This window comes from Pseudomonas fungipugnans (assembly GCF_029955235.1).
Taxonomy (GTDB): Bacteria; Pseudomonadota; Gammaproteobacteria; order Pseudomonadales; family Pseudomonadaceae; genus Aquipseudomonas; species Aquipseudomonas fungipugnans.
Window position 1 is genome coordinate 1,297,827 of the sequence record NZ_JARBWL010000002.1, and the last position, 15,760, is coordinate 1,313,586.

The following is a 15,760-nucleotide window of genomic DNA, read 5'->3' on the forward strand; positions in this document are numbered from 1 at the left end:
CTGAGGGCAACCTAAATCAAATGTGGGAGCGAGCTTTCATTCAACATTGATGTCGACTGGGGCGCCGTCATCGCGAGCAAGCTCGCTCCCACAGTGACTTGAAGTGCCCAATCAGGCAGGCATATTCATATACCCTTTCGGTCTAGTCGGCGCCCTGATTAGAAGAGGGCCGCTGTGCTAGGATTCCCCGCTCGAACACGGCCCGCTGGCCGTTCATAAGAAAGCTTTCGTGAGTAGCCATGGTCGACAAACTGACGCATCTGAAACAGCTGGAGGCGGAAAGCATCCACATCATCCGCGAGGTGGCCGCCGAGTTCGATAACCCGGTGATGCTGTACTCCATCGGTAAAGACTCCGCCGTGATGCTTCACCTGGCACGCAAGGCGTTCTTCCCCGGCAAGCTGCCATTTCCGGTGATGCACGTCGACACCCAGTGGAAATTCCAGGAAATGTACAAGTTCCGCGACCGCATGGTCGAAGAGCTGGGCCTGGACCTGATCACTCACGTCAACCCGGACGGCGTGGCGCAAGGGATCAACCCCTTCACCCACGGCAGTGCCAAGCACACCGACATCATGAAAACCGAAGGCCTGAAACAGGCGTTGGACAAGTACGGTTTTGATGCCGCTTTCGGCGGTGCCCGTCGCGATGAAGAGAAATCCCGCGCCAAAGAGCGCGTGTACTCGTTCCGCGACAGCAAGCACCGCTGGGACCCGAAAAACCAGCGCCCCGAGTTGTGGAACGTCTACAACGGCAACGTCAACAAGGGCGAGTCGATCCGTGTCTTCCCGCTGTCGAACTGGACCGAGCTGGACATCTGGCAATACATCTACCTGGAAGGCATCCCGATCGTGCCGCTGTACTTCGCCGCCGAACGTGACGTGATCGAGAAGAACGGCACGCTGATCATGATCGACGACGACCGTATCCTCGAACACCTGTCCGACGAAGACAAAGCGCGCATCGTCAAAAAGAAAGTGCGTTTCCGTACCCTTGGCTGCTACCCGTTGACGGGCGCGGTGGAGTCCGAGGCCGAAAGCCTGACGGACATCATTCAGGAAATGCTCCTGACGCGAACTTCCGAGCGCCAGGGCCGAGTCATCGATCACGATGGCGCCGGCTCCATGGAAGAAAAGAAACGTCAGGGTTATTTCTAAGGGGTTGTCATGTCGCATCAATCTGATTTGATCAGCGAGGACATCCTCGCCTATCTGGGCCAGCACGAACGCAAGGAAATGCTGCGCTTTCTTACCTGTGGCAACGTCGATGACGGCAAGAGCACCCTGATCGGGCGCCTGCTGCACGACTCCAAGATGATCTACGAGGATCACCTGGAAGCCATCACCCGCGACTCGAAGAAAGTCGGCACCACCGGTGACGATATCGACCTGGCGTTGCTGGTCGACGGCCTGCAGGCCGAGCGCGAGCAGGGCATCACCATCGATGTCGCCTATCGTTATTTCTCCACCGCCAAGCGCAAATTCATCATCGCCGATACCCCCGGCCATGAGCAGTACACCCGCAACATGGCCACTGGTGCTTCCACCTGTGACCTGGCGATCATCCTCGTGGATGCCCGTTATGGCGTGCAGACCCAGACCCGTCGCCACAGCTTCATTGCCTCGTTGCTCGGCATCAAGCACATCGTCGTCGCGATCAACAAGATGGACCTCAATGGTTTTGACGAAAGCGTGTTCGAGTCGATCAAGGCCGATTACCTGAAGTTCGCCGAAGGCATCGCGTTCAAGCCGAGCACCATGGCGTTTGTACCGATGTCCGCGCTCAAGGGCGACAACGTGGTGAACAAGTCCGAGCGCTCGCCTTGGTACACCGGGCAGTCGCTGATGGAAATTCTTGAAACCGTAGAAATCGCCAATGACCGTAACTACACCGACCTGCGTTTCCCGGTGCAGTACGTCAACCGTCCGAACCTGAACTTCCGTGGTTTTGCCGGCACCCTGGCCAGCGGCATCGTGCACAAAGGCGACGAAGTCGTGGTGCTGCCGTCGGGCAAGAGCAGCCGTGTGAAATCCATCGTCACTTTCGAAGGTGAGCTGGAACACGCTGGCCCCGGTCAAGCGGTGACGCTGACGATGGAAGACGAGATCGACATCTCTCGCGGTGATCTGCTGGTACACGCCGACAACCTGCCGCAAGTGACTGACGGCTTCGACGCCATGCTGGTGTGGATGGCTGAAGAACCGATGCTGCCGGGCAAGAAGTACGACATCAAGCGCGCGACGAGTTATGTGCCGGGTTCGATTACCAGCATCGTCAACCGTGTGGACGTGAACACCCTGGAAGAAGGTCCTGCCAGTTCGTTGCAACTGAACGAGATCGGACGGGTCAAGGTCAGCCTGGACGCGGCCATCGCGCTGGACGGCTATGCCAGCAACCGCACCACCGGTTCGTTCATCGTTATTGATCGTTTGACCAATGGCACCGTTGCCGCCGGCATGATCATCGCCCAGCCCTTGACCCATGGCAGCAGCACGCACCATGGCAAGCTGGCTCACGTCGCCACCGAAGAACGCGCCCAGCGTTTTGGCCAGCAACCGGCCACCGTGCTCTTCAGCGGCTTGTCCGGCGCTGGCAAAAGCACGCTGGCCTACGCAGTGGAGCGCAAGCTGTTCGACATGGGCCGTGCGGTGTTTGTACTCGATGGCCAGAACCTGCGTCACGACCTGAACAAAGGTCTGCCGCATGATCGTGCCGGACGCACCGAGAACTGGCGTCGTGCGGCGCACGTTGCGCGGCAGTTCAACGAAGCGGGCCTGCTGACCCTGGCGGCATTTGTTGCGCCGGATGCCGAAGGCCGTGAACAGGCCAAGGCCCTGATCGGTGCCGACCGGTTGCTGACCGTGTACGTGCAGGCCTCGCCAGCAGTGTGCGCCGAGCGTGATCCGCAAGGACTGTACGCGGCGGGCGGCGACAACATTCCGGGTGAGTCTTTCCCGTTTGATGTACCGCTGAATGCTGACCTGGTGATCGACACCCAGTCGTTGTCGCTGGAAGACAGCGTCAAGCAGGTGCTGGAGCTGCTGCGTCAGCGCGGCGCGATCTAAGCGTCAGCCGATAATGAAAAACCCGCCGATGAGTGATCATCTGCGGGTTTTTTTTGCGTCTGGCCGGGCCTCATCGCGAGCAAGCTCGCTCCCACATTGGATCTGTGTCGGACGCCATGTTGTGTTCAACAAAGCTCAACTGTGGGAGCGAGCCTGCTCGCGAAAGCGGTGGGTCAGTCAACAATGATGGTGGCTGATAAGGCCTCATCGCGAGCAAGCTCGCTCCCACACTGAACCTGTGTCGAACGCCGGTATTGTATCCACCAAAGCTCAACTGGATCTGTGTCGGACGCCAATGTTGTGTTCAACAAAGCCCAACCTGTGGGAGCGAGCTTGCTCGCGAAAGCGGTGGGTCAGTCAACGACAATGGTGGCTGACATGGCCTCATCGCGAGCAAGCTCGCTCCCACACTGGATCTGTGTCGGACGCCAATGTTGTGTTCAACAAAGCTCAATCTGTGGGAGCGAGCTTGCTCGCGAAAGCGGTGGGTCAGTCAACAATGATGGTGGCTGATAAGGCCTCTTCGCGAGCAAGCTCGCTCCCACACTGGATCTGTGTCGGACGCCAATGTTGTGTTCAACAAAGCTCAATCTGTGGGAGCGAGCTTGCTCGCGAAAGCGGTGGGTCAGTCAACAATGATGGTGGCTGATAAGGCCTCATCGCGAGCAAGCTCGCTCCCACACTGAACCTGTGTCGAACGCCGGTATTGTGTCCACCAAAGCTCAACTGGATCTGTGTCGGACGCCAATGTTGTGCTCTGCAAAGCTCAACTGTGGGAGCGAGCTTGCTCGCGATGGGGCCAGAGCAGGCGGCTCAATACTTCGCTGGATACTCGCGATGCATCTGCTCCAACAGCGCATCCTTTTCTTCCCAAAGCCGATTGATCCATCCCTGAAATTCCAACCGGTACTCACTATCCTGGTCATAGTTCTTGCCAATAAACTGCGGCGGGATCTTCACTTCTTCAAAGTGCACCACCACGTCTTTCACATTGCCGCACAGCAAGTCCCAGTAACCCGGGCGTCCGGCCGGATAGTGGATAGTCACGTTGACGATGGACTCCAGCTGCTCCCCCATCGCATCCAGTACAAACGCAATGCCGCCAGCCTTGGGCTTGAGCAGATATTTGAACGGTGACTTCTGCTGGGCATGCTTGCCCTCGGTGAAGCGCGTGCCTTCGACGAAGTTGAAAATCCCCACCGGGTTGTTGCGGAACTTGTCGCAGGTCTTGCGGGTGGTTTCCAGGTCTTTGCCTTTCTTTTCCGGGTGTTTTTCCAGGTAGGCCTTGGAGTAGCGCTTCATGAACGGAAAGCCCAGTGTCCACCACGCCAGACCAATCACCGGCACCCAGATCAGCTCTTGCTTGAGGAAAAACTTCAGCGGCTGGATCCGACGGTTGAGCACGTATTGCAGCACCATGATATCGACCCAGCTCTGGTGGTTGCTGGTGATCAGGTACGAGTGTTGATAGTCCAGGCCTTCCAGGCCTCTGAGGTGCCAGCGGGTGCGGCAGACCAGGTTCATCCAAGCCTTGTTGTTGCTGATCCAGGCTTCATGGGTGTGGCTCATCAGCCAGAGAGTGAAGCGCCGGGTAATGGCGAACGGCAGCACCTTGCAAAGTGCCACGCAGAACAGGAACGAGCACAGCAAAATCGTGTTCAGCGCCAACAGCAGCGAGGCGATCACGCCGCGCACGGGAGCAGGTAGAAAATCCAGCATTTAAAGATCCAAAGGTCGGTTGGCAGCTTGAATCGCGGTCAACGCGATGGTGTAGACGATGTCGTCGACCTGCGCGCCGCGCGGCAGATCGTTCACCGGCTTGCGCAGGCCTTGCAGCATCGGCCCGAGGCTGACGCAGTCGGCGCTGCGTTGCACGGCTTTGTGGGTGGTGTTGCCGGTGTTCAGGTCGGGGAACACGAACACCGTGGCGCGACCGGCCACCGGGCTGTTCGGCGCCAGTTGCCGGGCCACGTCTGCGTTGGCGGCGGCGTCGTACTGCAACGGGCCGTCGATCAGCAGCGAGTGCTGTTGTTCATGGGCCAGCAGCGTGGCTTCGCGGACTTTCTCGACTTCTTCGCCACTGGCCGATTCATCGCTGGAATAGCTGATCATCGCCACTCGCGGAATGATGCCGAATGCGGCAGCCGAGTCGGCGCTTTGCAGGGCGATCTCGGCCAGTTCGCTGGCGCTCGGGTGCGGGTTCATCACGCAGTCGCCATAGACCAGCACTTCTTCGGGAAAGAGCATGAAGAACACCGACGACACCAGCGTACAGCCCGGCGCCGTTTTGATCAGCTGCAGCGCAGGACGGATAGTGGTCGCGGTGGTGTTGATGATGCCGGACACCAGGCCATCGACTTCATCCAATGCCAGCATCATGGTGCCGATCACCACGGTGTCGTCCAACTGCTGCTCGGCCATCGGCGCATTCAGGCTTTTGCTTTTGCGTAGCGCGACCATCGGTTCGACGTAGCGCTCGCGGATCAGGTCCGGGTCGAGGATTTCCAGCCCCGGCGGCAGCTCGATGCCATGAGCGCGGGCCACGGCTTCGACATCGGCCGGCTTGGCCAGCAGCACGCAACGGGCAATGCCTCGGGCCTGACAGATCGCCGCCGCTTGCACGGTCAACGGCTCGCTGCCTTCTGGCAGGACGATACGCTTGTTGGCAATCTGGGCGCGCTGGATCAATTGATAGCGGAATACCGCAGGCGACAGGCGCATTTCCCGCGGCGTACCGCAGCGTTGGTGCAGCCACCGGGCGTCGAGATGGCTGGCGACGAAGTCAGTAATGATCTCCGCACGCTCGCGGTCGTCGATCGGGATTTCCTTGTTCAGGCTGTTCAGCTGGTTGGCGGTTTCGTAAGAGCCGGTACTCACCGACAACACCGGTAAACCGGCCTGCAAGGCGCCACGGCACAGATCCATGATGCGCGGGTCGGGCAGGGTGTCGCTGGTCAGCAACAGGCCGGCCAAGGGCACACCGTTCATCGCGGCGAGGCTGACGGCGAGGATGATGTCGTCGCGGTCGCCCGGCGTCACCACCAGCACGCCGGGCTTGAGCAGCTCCACGGTGTTGCGCATGGTGCGGGCGCAGATAATGATTTTGGTCATGCGCCGGGTTTCGTAGTCACCGGCATTGAGGATCTGCGCGCCCATCAGGTCGGCGACGTCACGGGTGCGCGGGGCGTTCAGTTCCGGCTGGAACGGGATGCAGCCCAGCAAGCGGAAGTCGCCACTGCGCAGCAACGGCGAGTGTTCCTTCAGGCGCGAGGCGAAGGCCTCCATGCTCTCGTCGGTCTTGACCTTGTTGAGGATCACACCAAGGACTTTCGGGTCTTTCGGCCCGCCGAACAATTGCGCCTGTAATTCCACGCGCCCGGAAAGTTCGGTCAGCACTTCGTTTTCCGGTGCCGAGACCAGGATCACTTCGGCGTCGAGGCTCTTGGCCAGATGCAGATTGACCCGCGCGGCATAGCTGGCACTGCGGGTCGGGACCATGCCTTCGACGATCAGCACGTCCTTGCCCACGGCAGCCTGCTGATACAGGGCGATGATTTCTTCCAGCAGTTCATCCAGCTGGCCGTCGCCGAGCATGCGTTCGACGTGGGCCAGGTTGAGCGGTTGCGGAGGCTTCAGGCCATGGGTGCGCGCAATCAGTTCGGTGGAGCGTTCAGGGCCGGTATCACCCGGATGCGGCTGGGCAATGGGTTTGAAGAAGCCGACTTTCAGGCCGGCCCGCTCAAGGGTGCGCACCAGTCCGAGGCTGATGGAGGTCAGACCCACACCAAAATCAGTGGGCGCGATAAAAAAAGTTTGCATGCGTATTCTCGCAATGGTCGCGGCCTATGGCTGGCCGTCTACCGAAATTCAGTCACCAAGGTTATCGCTAACCGGGCCTTGTGCACACCAACCGCAGTCAAAGGGCTGGCCTATTTTTTCAATACGTTGCGCCGGGTCGAGCACCCAGGCCCGGGATTGCCATGGCGGCTGGTGACGCAGGTGCTGGGTATGGCCGCAGGACAGCTCGGCAACCCAGTGGCCGTCCTCGTCCTGGTGGAAACCGGTGACTGTCATGTCTTGCGGCACAATCCGTCTGTCCGGGTTGTGTTCGCTTTCGGGCGATTGCTTCGCTAAACTTGGTCTTTCTATATTCTTCTGCAAAAGGTCTCGCCCCATGCTGATCGCCGCCAATAAGGCTGTCTCCATCGACTATACCCTGACCAACGACGCTGGTGAGGTCATCGACAGCTCCGCCGGCGGCGCGCCGCTGGTCTACCTGCAAGGCGCAGGTAACATCATCCCGGGCCTGGAAAAGGCACTGGAAGGCAAAACAGTCGGCGACGAGCTGACCGTAGCCGTTGAACCTGAAGATGCCTACGGCGAATACGCTGCCGAACTGGTCAGCACCCTGAGCCGCAGCATGTTCGAAGGCGTCGACGAGCTGGAAGTGGGCATGCAGTTCCACGCTTCCGCTCCGGACGGCCAGATGCAGATCGTCACCATTCGTGACCTGGACGGCGACGATGTCACCGTTGATGGCAACCACCCGTTGGCCGGTCAGCGCCTGAATTTCCAGGTCAAGATCGTCGACATCCGTGACGCCAGCCAGGAAGAAATCGCTCATGGTCACGTCCATGGCGAAGGTGGCCATCACCACTGATTTCTGCGCTAAGCTCAGATAACTGGAGAGGCGCCCGAGGGGCGCCTTTTTAGTCCGCGGCTGTTGCTGATGACGCCGCCAAGTGGCTGTTTCGAGAAGAACACGGGAATCTGGAGTTCGTCATGAGTGCTTTCCACGACCTTAAATTGACAGCCCTGGATGGTCAGGCGCTACCTCTGGCTCCCCTCAAGGGGCACGTCGTGCTGGTGGTCAATGTCGCTTCCAAATGTGGCCTGACCCCACAGTACAAAGAGCTGGAAAATCTTTACCAGAAGTACAAGGCACAGGGTTTCAGTGTGCTGGGCCTGCCGTGCAACCAGTTTGCCGGGCAGGAACCGGGTACGGAGCAAGAGATCCAGGAGTTTTGCAGCCTCAACTATGGCGTGACGTTTCCATTGTCCAGCAAGCTGGAAGTCAACGGTCATGACCGTCATCAGCTCTACCGTCTGCTGGCGGGCGAGGGCGCGGAGTTTCCTGGGGATATCACCTGGAACTTCGAAAAATTCCTGCTGGGTAAAGATGGCCGGGTGCTGGCGCGGTTTTCGCCACGTACCGCACCGGATGATCCGACGATCATTCATGCAATTGAAAAAGCGCTGGGCTGAATACAGTTCCTGTGGGAGCGTCGATCCGACTTGCTCGCGAAAGCTATCTGTCAGTTGCCAGAGTAGGTAACAGACAAACTGCCTTCGCGAGCAAGCTCGTTCCCACATTGCTCATGTTCTGACGACTGACTTTTATCCCTTGATCACCAAAATCAATAGTGCTATCCAAGGCTTGTCACTCTCCATATTATCGCCGTCATAAAGTCTTTTCCCGTGGAGCGTCCCATGCCTGTCAAAGCCTTGTTCAAACCGTTCCACCTCGGCGGCCTCGAATTGTCGAGCCGCGTTGTCATGGCGCCGATGACCCGTTCGTTTTCACCAGGCGGCGTACCCAATTCCAAAGTGATCGAGTACTACCGTCGTCGCGCCGCGGCTGGCGTTGGCCTGATCATCACCGAGGGCACCACCGTCGGTCACAAGGCGTCCAACGGCTATCCGAATGTGCCGCACTTCTACGGTGACGCAGCGTTGGCCGGCTGGAAAAAGGTAGTGGATGCAGTGCATGCCGAAGGCGGCAAGATTGTTCCGCAGTTGTGGCATGTGGGCAGCGTGCGTCGTACCGGCACCGAGCCGGACGCCAGCGTGCCGGGTTACGGGCCGTCGGAAAAACTCAAGGACGGTCAGGTCGTGATACACGGCATGACGAAACAGGATATTCAGGACGTGATCGCCGCGTTCGCCCAGTCTGCCAAAGACGCGCAGAGCATCGGCATGGACGGCGTGGAAATTCATGGTGCCCACGGCTATCTGGTGGACCAGTTCTTCTGGGAAGGCACCAACACGCGCACCGACGAATACGGTGGCAGCCTGGCCAACCGCTCGCGCTTCGCCATCGAACTGATTCAGGCGGTACGGGCGGCTGTCGGCGAGGGCTTCCCGATCATTTTCCGCTTCTCCCAGTGGAAACAGCAGGACTACACCGCACGTCTGGTGCAGACGCCAGAAGCCCTGGGTGAATTTCTCCAGCCGTTGTCCGACGCCGGTGTGGACATTTTCCACTGCTCGACGCGGCGTTTCTGGGAGCCAGAGTTCGACGGTTCCGAACTGAACCTGGCCGGCTGGACGCGCCAGCTCACCGGCAAACCGACCATCACTGTGGGCAGCGTTGGCCTGGATGGCGAGTTCCTGCAATTCATGGTCAATACCGACAAGATCGCTCAGCCGGCCAGCCTGGAAAAACTGCTGGAACGGTTGAACAACGATGAATTCGATCTGGTGGCGGTGGGGCGTGCGCTGCTGGTGGATCCGGATTGGGCGCAGAAAGTGCGTGATGGTCGTGAGGAAGATATTTTGCCGTTCAGTCGTGAGGCGCTGATGACGCTGGTTTAAGCGGCGACTATCAGGGGCCCATCGCGAGCAAGCTCGCTTCCACATTCGACCGTGTTTCTCTGGTAGAAATCGGTCACCTGTGGGAGCGAGCCTGCTCGCGAAGACTGACTCAAATGCACCGAAAATTCAGGGCAGAGTCACCCCATCTGGCACCACCTGCTCCCCTACACAAGCCCCCCGCAACTGCCCCTCGAACTGTTCAATGATCGCTCCCCAACCCTGCCGGCTGGCATGTTGTCGCGCATTGAGCCGCACGCAGCGCAACGTCTCGTCTTCCTCCAGTAACCAGCGCGCCGCGTCACAGAACGCCTCCTCATCCCCCGGCATTGCCAGCACGCCGTTGTAGCCGTGGCGAATATGTTGACCCGCTGCTGCCAGGTCGTACGCCACCACCCCAAGCCCCGACGCCAGTGCCTCCAGCACCACATTGCCGAAGGTCTCGGTCATGCTCGGAAACAGAAAAACATCCCCTGAGGCGTAGTGGCTGGCCAGCGCTTCCCCGCGCTGCGAACCACAGAAAATCGCTTCGGGCAGCGCCTTCTCCAGCGCCATCCGCAAAGGCCCGTCGCCAATCACGATCAATTTCAGGGTGCGCTGTGGATAAGTCGCTTGCAGCGCCTCGAAGCTGCGCTTGAGCAAACCCAGATTCTTTTCCTGGGCAAGACGCCCGACGTGGATCACGGCGATGTCATCCTCGCCCAGCCCCCATTGCTCGCGCAGTGTGTTCAAGCGTTTGGCTGGGTGAAACAATTGGCTGTCGACGCCTCGGGACAACAGCGCCAGGCGATCGAAATGCCGCCGTTGCAGTTCCAGGCGCTGACTGACGCTCGGCACCAGCGTCAAGGTCGAGTGGTTGTGAAACCAGCGCAAATAGTGGGTCAGCAGGCGGCTCAACAACCCGAGCCCGTACTGGTTGGAATATTGCTGGAAATTGGTGTGAAAGCCGCTGACCACGGAAATCCCCAAACGCCGCGCCGCCCTCAGAGCAGACAGCCCCAGCGGGCCTTCGGTGGCGATGTACAACACATCCGGGCGATGGCGTTTCCAGCGGCGCAGCAGCTTGTGCATCGACGATTGACCCCACTGCAACCCCGGATAGCCCGGCAACGGCCAACCCCGGCACAGTAGCAACTCGTCGTCGCTGCCCAACTGCCGGTCGCCGCCCTGACGCGGTCGCACCAGTTCCACCTGATGCCCGCGCGCGCGCAAACCGTCGCACAAGCGGCCAAGGGTATTGGCCACGCCGTTGATTTCCGGTGGGAAGGTCTCGGTGATCAGAGTGATATGCAGAGCTGTCGTCATGGCCTCAGTGTCAGCTGAGGCCATGTCGTCATTGTGTCGGTGCGATGATGGATTTGTGACGGCGTCAGCGTTGTGGCACCAGATTCTCCGCCCCGCGCTCACGGACCCAGAACAAGGTCGCGCCGGCCACGGCTGCCGGCATCATCAGGATATTGACCACCGGAATCAGCAGTGCCAGATACACGATCCCGCCAAAACTCATGCTCTGCCAGCGTTTCTGGCGCAGCCAGGCGAGCATCTCGTTCCAGCCCAGTTTGTGGTTGTCTGCCGGGTAGTCGATGTACTGGATCGCCATCATCCACACCCCGAACAACAGCCACAGCGGCGCGGCGATGATGTTCACCACGGGGATGAACGACAGGATGAACAGGCCGATGGCGCGCGGTAGGAAATAGCCCAGTTTGCGCATCTCCCGAGCCAGGGTGCGCGGGATCATGGCGATCAGTTCGCCCCAGCTGAAGGCCGGGAAGTCGTCGGTGCCGCGGACCACCACTTCGACTTTCTCCGCGAGAAAGCCGTTGAACGGTGCGGCGATGACGTTGGCGAGCAGGGTGAAGGTGAAGAACACCATCAGCGCCACCAGCACCACGAACAACGGCCAGAGGATGTAGCTGAGAAAACTCAGCCAATCGGGCAATGAGGGCATCAATGAATCGACCCACAGGCTGAACTGGTGGCCGGCCAAGTAAATCAATCCGACGAACAGCACCAGGTTGATCGCCAGTGGCATCAGCACGAACAGACGCAGGCCGGGGGTCAGGACCAGCTTGAGGCCTTCACGCAAATATTGCGGGCCGGACAGAACAGGGGCGGGCATAACGTGCTCCGAACTAGAGGAAAACGCGCCGACCTTACCGGCTTTGCCTTGGGGGGGAAAGCGTGGCGGCAATATCGACATTCACTGTAACAAAGGCGTCTATAAAATCACGGTGACGGGATAGAGACCGCCTATTAGCTGGATTGTTAATCCGTATTTCCTTAATCTTTGCCCCCTCGATACGCTGCACCCATTCTTTTACAGGACTGTCGAGCTCAAGCCTTCCCCAAGGCTTTCAACAGTCCTTTTTTATTCCCGCCGGCAAGCCGGCGTTCCGCGCCAGGTGTTTCGGCCCGGTCAACAGGAGCAGGTCATGTCTGAAGTCCGTCATTCGCGAGTGATTATTCTCGGTTCCGGCCCTGCCGGTTACAGCGCCGCGGTCTATGCCGCCCGCGCCAACCTCAAGCCATTGCTCATCACCGGCATGCAGGCCGGCGGTCAACTGACCACCACCACCGAAGTCGACAACTGGCCGGGCGATGTCCACGGCCTGACCGGCCCGGCACTGATGGAGCGGATGCAGGCGCACGCCGAGCGTTTTGAGACTGAGATCGTTTTCGATCACATCAATGCCGTGGACTTCGCTTCCAAGCCGTACAGCCTGACCGGCGACAGCGCGACCTACACCTGCGATGCGCTGATCATCGCCACGGGCGCCAGCGCCCGTTACCTGGGTCTGCCGTCGGAAGAGACGTTCATGGGCAAAGGCGTTTCGGCGTGTGCGACCTGCGACGGTTTCTTCTACCGCAACAAGCCGGTGGCTGTGGTCGGTGGCGGTAACACTGCCGTGGAAGAGGCGCTGTACCTGGCCAACATCGCCAGCACCGTGACCCTGATTCACCGTCGCGAGACATTCCGCGCCGAGAAGATCCTGATCGACAAGCTCAATGCCCGGGTTGCCGAAGGCAAGATCATCCTGAAGCTGAACGCGACCCTGGACGAAGTACTGGGCGACAACATGGGCGTGACCGGTGCCCGCCTGAAGAACAACGACGGCAGCTTTGACGAGCTGAAAGTCGACGGCGTGTTCATCGCCATCGGCCACACCCCGAACACGTCGTTGTTCGAAGGCCAACTGACGTTGAAAGATGGCTACCTGGTGGTTCAGGGCGGCCGTGACGGCAATGCGACCGCGACCAGCGTCGAAGGCATCTTCGCTGCCGGTGACGTGGCTGACCACGTTTACCGTCAAGCCATCACCTCGGCTGGCGCCGGTTGCATGGCGGCACTGGACACCGAGCGTTATCTCGACGATCTGCAGAACGTTTCGTTCTGATTCCGTAGAAACAAAAAAACCGGCTCAGGCCGGTTTTTTTGTGCCCGCCATCTGGAGGGCGATGCGATAACAATGTGGGAGCGAGCTTGCTTGCGATAGCGGTTTATCAGTCGACATCAGTGTTGAATGTCAGTCCGCCATCGCGAGCAAGCTCGCTCCCACAGGGGATTGTTTAAGCCGGATTTTTAGCGGCGAGCCAGTGGTTGCCCGGTGAACTTCACACCCGCCAACCCGTGCGCAATCAACGCCCGGATATTGCCATGGTCACTGCCCTCAGGTGTCGCCACCACCGAGCGGTAGTGTTCGCCGAACGCCAGCAGCGCTTCTTCATCGCTCAGGCCTTCCAGCAACGCCAGACCGAGGGTCTTGCACGAGCCTTCGTTTTGCCCGGCAGCGTTTTCCACGCCGCCATTGCTGAAGGCTTGCGGCTGATAGTCGTAGTGGGCGGCAATGAGCGCCAGGGTGTCGGCGAAAGCGTGTTCGCCGCTCTTGAGGCTGGCGCGCAGGGTGTTCAGGTCACTCATGGGTTTTTCCTTTGGCAAACACCGCTTGTTGTTCGGCGCTGGCTTGTTGCTGATATTGGGCTTTCCACTCGGCGTACGGCATGCCGTAGACCACTTCGCGAGCGTCGTCGAGGCTGACCTCGATCTGGCGTTCGTCGGCGGCGGCCTTGTACCACTTGGACAGACAGTTGCGGCAGAAACCCGAGAGGTTCATCAGGTCGATGTTCTGCACGTCCTTGCGGCTGTCCAGGTGGGCGACCAGCCGGCGGAAGGCGGCGGCTTCAAGTTCGAGGCGTTGTTGATCGTTCATGGCGGGCTCTGTGCAATCGAATCGTGGCGCGGATGATAAAAGCCTGACGGCCAATGTGCCAGATGCGCTCAGCGGCTGGCGGCCAGGGTAATCGACACCGACTCGGCGAATCGCAGCGCATGGGGTTTGTCGACTTCCACTTCGGCATACAGGACCGAGGTGTTGGACATGACCAGATCGAGTATTTCCTGGGTCAGGCGTTCGAGCAGCGCAAAACGATTGCCCTCCACGTGGGCGATGATCGCCTTGGTGATGGTGCGGTAGTTGAGCGCGTGATCGATGTCGTTGTCACGCACCGCTTCTTGCGCGGCATACAGGATGGTCAGGTTGATCAACACATCCTGCTTGTTGAGGATCTCGTCCTCGTTGATTCCGATAAAGGTGCGCAGGCACAGGTCCTTGACCCGGATACGCGCCATTCCTGGCTGAAGTTGTGGCATTGCTACTTGCTCCGTCCAATCAATTGCAGGAACTCCTGGCGGGTGTTGCTCGACTCGCGGAAGACGCCGAGCATCACTGAGGTGTTCATGGTCGAATTCTGTTTCTCGACGCCGCGCATCATCATGCACATGTGCCGGGCTTCGATGACCACCGCGACACCGGCTGCGTCAGTCACCTGTTGTACGGCATCGGCGATTTGCCGGGTGAGGTTTTCCTGGATTTGCAGGCGCCGGGCGAACATGTCCACCAGTCGCGCAATCTTCGACAGGCCCAGCACCTTGCCCGTCGGAATATAAGCCACGTGCGCCTTGCCGATGAAGGGCAGCATGTGATGTTCGCACAGCGAATAGAGCTCGATGTCGGCAACGATCACCATTTCATCGCTGTCGGAGGCGAACAATGCACCGTTGACGATATCGTCGACGCTCTGTTCGTAGCCGTGACACAGGTACTGCATGGCCTTGGCCGCCCGCACCGGGGTGTCGAGCAGGCCTTCGCGGTCGGGATCTTCGCCGAGGCCGAGCAGAATCTCGCGATAACTCTGGGACAGAGCGTTCTGAGGCAGGGGTAACGTCATGGTGCATCCTCGCGGTGGGCGGCTTATTTGACGTGCCGTCCGCCGTTGACGGTCAGGGTCGTGCCGGTGACATAAGGATTGTCGAGCAGATAGCGCAGGCTCTGGTAGATCACTTCGCTGCCGGGTTCAATGCCCAGCGCGGACTTGGCCAGGGCCTTGGCGCGGTACGCCGCGTCGTCGTCGGGGTTGAACAATAGCAGGGCCGGGGCGATACCGTTGACCTTGATCGCCGGCGCGTATTTCGCGGCGAAGGACAGGGTCAGGCTGTCGAGCCCGGCTTTGCTGGCGCAATAGCCAATGTGCCGGCTGCTGCCCTTGCGGGTCGCATCGTCGCTGATATGGACGATGTCGGCCGGGCTGGAGCGCTTGAGTAGCTCGGCACAGTGCAGGTTGATCAGATAGGGCGCCAGCATATGCACGTTGAACATGCGGGTGAAGGCATCTGCCTCGTGGTCCCGGGTTTCGGCCAGCCATTCGGAAGCGTTGTGCACGATTGCCCGTAATTGCCCGGTGTGGGTGTTGAGTTCGCGGATGAACGCGAGAATCCCGGTTTCACTGGAGAAGTCGGCGAACAGCGCCGTCGCGCCCAGGTCGCGCAATAGCTGAACGCCAGGGCGTTCGCTGCGGTAGCTGAAAATCACGCGGTGGCCGTCTTCGATCAGGCGTTGCGCGCAATGCAGACCGACACGCTGGCCTGCACCGGTGATGAGGATTGGGGCTGCAGAAGAGGTCATGAATGGCTCGCATCGCGGTAATGGCAAAACTATAACAGCGACGGGAGTTGTGCAGCTATTGTGGGGAAGGTGATGGAGAAAGGGGATTGTCCCGGTTTTATCGAGTGACACTGATCTGTGGCGAGGGCGCTTGCTCGCGCT

Annotated in this window: 16 protein-coding genes; 6 read left to right on the plus strand and 10 right to left on the minus strand. The window is 59.7% G+C overall.

What is annotated here, in order from left to right; all coding sequences use genetic code 11:
• The first annotated feature begins 239 nt into the window (after positions 1-239).
• Both cysD and cysN read left to right on the plus strand, forming a co-directional pair.
• Entirely contained in the window at positions 240-1,157 is a 918-nt protein-coding gene (gene cysD, locus POF45_RS20685; RefSeq protein WP_259499429.1) for a sulfate adenylyltransferase subunit CysD, read from the plus strand.
• Between the two features lie 9 nt (positions 1,158-1,166).
• Positions 1,167-3,065, plus strand: coding sequence for a sulfate adenylyltransferase subunit CysN (gene cysN / locus POF45_RS20690; RefSeq protein ID WP_282316596.1), 1,899 nt, complete (start codon positions 1,167-1,169; stop codon positions 3,063-3,065).
• 813 nt (positions 3,066-3,878) lie between these two features.
• Here cysN and yihG read toward each other — a convergent pair.
• The 3 genes from yihG to POF45_RS20705 are packed head-to-tail and all read right to left on the minus strand — an operon-like array spanning position 3,879 to position 7,271.
• Entirely contained in the window at positions 3,879-4,784 is a 906-nt protein-coding gene (gene yihG, locus POF45_RS20695; RefSeq protein ID WP_282316597.1) for a 1-acylglycerol-3-phosphate O-acyltransferase, YihG family, read from the minus strand.
• On the minus strand, positions 4,785-6,884 hold the full coding sequence (pta, locus tag POF45_RS20700; RefSeq protein ID WP_259499435.1) for a phosphate acetyltransferase: 2,100 nt from the start codon (positions 6,882-6,884) through the stop codon (positions 4,785-4,787).
• Between the two features lie 48 nt (positions 6,885-6,932).
• Positions 6,933-7,271, minus strand: coding sequence for a DUF3565 domain-containing protein (locus POF45_RS20705; protein WP_259499437.1), 339 nt, complete (start codon positions 7,269-7,271; stop codon positions 6,933-6,935).
• Here POF45_RS20705 and POF45_RS20710 point away from each other — a divergent pair.
• From POF45_RS20710 to POF45_RS20720, 3 genes are all read left to right on the plus strand, one after another.
• Entirely contained in the window at positions 7,240-7,725 is a 486-nt protein-coding gene (locus POF45_RS20710) for an FKBP-type peptidyl-prolyl cis-trans isomerase (protein WP_145252538.1), read from the plus strand. The genes POF45_RS20705 and POF45_RS20710 overlap by 32 nt on opposite strands.
• A gap of 122 nt (positions 7,726-7,847) precedes the next feature.
• On the plus strand, positions 7,848-8,330 hold the full coding sequence (locus POF45_RS20715) for a glutathione peroxidase (protein WP_259499440.1): 483 nt from the start codon (positions 7,848-7,850) through the stop codon (positions 8,328-8,330).
• A gap of 225 nt (positions 8,331-8,555) precedes the next feature.
• On the plus strand, positions 8,556-9,659 hold the full coding sequence (locus tag POF45_RS20720) for an NADH:flavin oxidoreductase (protein WP_259499442.1): 1,104 nt from the start codon (positions 8,556-8,558) through the stop codon (positions 9,657-9,659).
• A 126-nt stretch (positions 9,660-9,785) separates the two neighbouring features.
• Here the strand turns inward: POF45_RS20720 and POF45_RS20725 are convergent, their stop codons facing one another.
• Together POF45_RS20725 and cysZ are read right to left on the minus strand one after the other, a co-directional pair.
• The gene (locus POF45_RS20725; protein WP_282316599.1) at positions 9,786-10,985 is read right to left on the minus strand and encodes a glycosyltransferase family 4 protein; all 1,200 of its coding nucleotides are present in this window, start codon (positions 10,983-10,985) and stop codon (positions 9,786-9,788) included.
• A gap of 40 nt (positions 10,986-11,025) precedes the next feature.
• On the minus strand, positions 11,026-11,778 hold the full coding sequence (gene cysZ / locus POF45_RS20730) for a sulfate transporter CysZ (protein ID WP_259499447.1): 753 nt from the start codon (positions 11,776-11,778) through the stop codon (positions 11,026-11,028).
• A 313-nt stretch (positions 11,779-12,091) separates the two neighbouring features.
• Here cysZ and trxB point away from each other — a divergent pair, with 313 nt between their 5' ends.
• On the plus strand, positions 12,092-13,054 hold the full coding sequence (gene trxB, locus POF45_RS20735; RefSeq protein WP_259499449.1) for a thioredoxin-disulfide reductase: 963 nt from the start codon (positions 12,092-12,094) through the stop codon (positions 13,052-13,054).
• 185 nt (positions 13,055-13,239) lie between these two features.
• On the opposite strand, the gene POF45_RS20740 is transcribed toward trxB, so the two are convergent.
• The 5 genes from POF45_RS20740 to folM all read right to left on the minus strand — a co-directional run bounded on the left by POF45_RS20740 (position 13,240) and on the right by folM (position 15,619).
• Positions 13,240-13,578, minus strand: coding sequence for a HopJ type III effector protein (locus POF45_RS20740; RefSeq protein WP_282316600.1), 339 nt, complete (start codon positions 13,576-13,578; stop codon positions 13,240-13,242).
• A complete protein-coding gene (locus POF45_RS20745) occupies positions 13,571-13,867 on the minus strand; it encodes a DUF1244 domain-containing protein (RefSeq protein ID WP_282316601.1) in 297 nt (98 codons plus the stop codon). The genes POF45_RS20740 and POF45_RS20745 overlap by 8 nt, the downstream gene beginning before the upstream one ends.
• A gap of 68 nt (positions 13,868-13,935) precedes the next feature.
• Entirely contained in the window at positions 13,936-14,307 is a 372-nt protein-coding gene (gene folX / locus POF45_RS20750; protein WP_003208474.1) for a dihydroneopterin triphosphate 2'-epimerase, read from the minus strand.
• Between the two features lie 2 nt (positions 14,308-14,309).
• Positions 14,310-14,885, minus strand: coding sequence for a GTP cyclohydrolase I FolE (gene folE, locus POF45_RS20755; protein ID WP_259499458.1), 576 nt, complete (start codon positions 14,883-14,885; stop codon positions 14,310-14,312).
• A gap of 23 nt (positions 14,886-14,908) precedes the next feature.
• Complete coding sequence (gene folM, locus POF45_RS20760; protein ID WP_282316602.1) at positions 14,909-15,619, minus strand: dihydromonapterin reductase; 711 nt, start codon at positions 15,617-15,619, stop codon at positions 14,909-14,911.
• Positions 15,620-15,760 lie beyond the last annotated feature (141 nt).

Coding starts and splice junctions, on each gene's coding strand:
- cysD (WP_259499429.1), top strand. CDS start 240: ATGGTCGACAAACTGACGCATCTGAAACAGCTGGAGGCGGAAAGCATC.
- cysN (WP_282316596.1), top strand. CDS start 1,167: ATGTCGCATCAATCTGATTTGATCAGCGAGGACATCCTCGCCTATCTG.
- yihG (WP_282316597.1), bottom strand. CDS start 4,784: ATGCTGGATTTTCTACCTGCTCCCGTGCGCGGCGTGATCGCCTCGCTG.
- pta (WP_259499435.1), bottom strand. CDS start 6,884: ATGCAAACTTTTTTTATCGCGCCCACTGATTTTGGTGTGGGTCTGACC.
- POF45_RS20710 (WP_145252538.1), top strand. CDS start 7,240: ATGCTGATCGCCGCCAATAAGGCTGTCTCCATCGACTATACCCTGACC.
- POF45_RS20705 (WP_259499437.1), bottom strand. CDS start 7,271: ATGGAGACAGCCTTATTGGCGGCGATCAGCATGGGGCGAGACCTTTTG.
- POF45_RS20715 (WP_259499440.1), top strand. CDS start 7,848: ATGAGTGCTTTCCACGACCTTAAATTGACAGCCCTGGATGGTCAGGCG.
- POF45_RS20720 (WP_259499442.1), top strand. CDS start 8,556: ATGCCTGTCAAAGCCTTGTTCAAACCGTTCCACCTCGGCGGCCTCGAA.
- POF45_RS20725 (WP_282316599.1), bottom strand. CDS start 10,985: ATGGCCTCAGCTGACACTGAGGCCATGACGACAGCTCTGCATATCACT.
- cysZ (WP_259499447.1), bottom strand. CDS start 11,778: ATGCCCGCCCCTGTTCTGTCCGGCCCGCAATATTTGCGTGAAGGCCTC.
- trxB (WP_259499449.1), top strand. CDS start 12,092: ATGTCTGAAGTCCGTCATTCGCGAGTGATTATTCTCGGTTCCGGCCCT.
- POF45_RS20740 (WP_282316600.1), bottom strand. CDS start 13,578: ATGAGTGACCTGAACACCCTGCGCGCCAGCCTCAAGAGCGGCGAACAC.
- POF45_RS20745 (WP_282316601.1), bottom strand. CDS start 13,867: ATGAACGATCAACAACGCCTCGAACTTGAAGCCGCCGCCTTCCGCCGG.
- folX (WP_003208474.1), bottom strand. CDS start 14,307: ATGCCACAACTTCAGCCAGGAATGGCGCGTATCCGGGTCAAGGACCTG.
- folE (WP_259499458.1), bottom strand. CDS start 14,885: ATGACGTTACCCCTGCCTCAGAACGCTCTGTCCCAGAGTTATCGCGAG.
- folM (WP_282316602.1), bottom strand. CDS start 15,619: ATGACCTCTTCTGCAGCCCCAATCCTCATCACCGGTGCAGGCCAGCGT.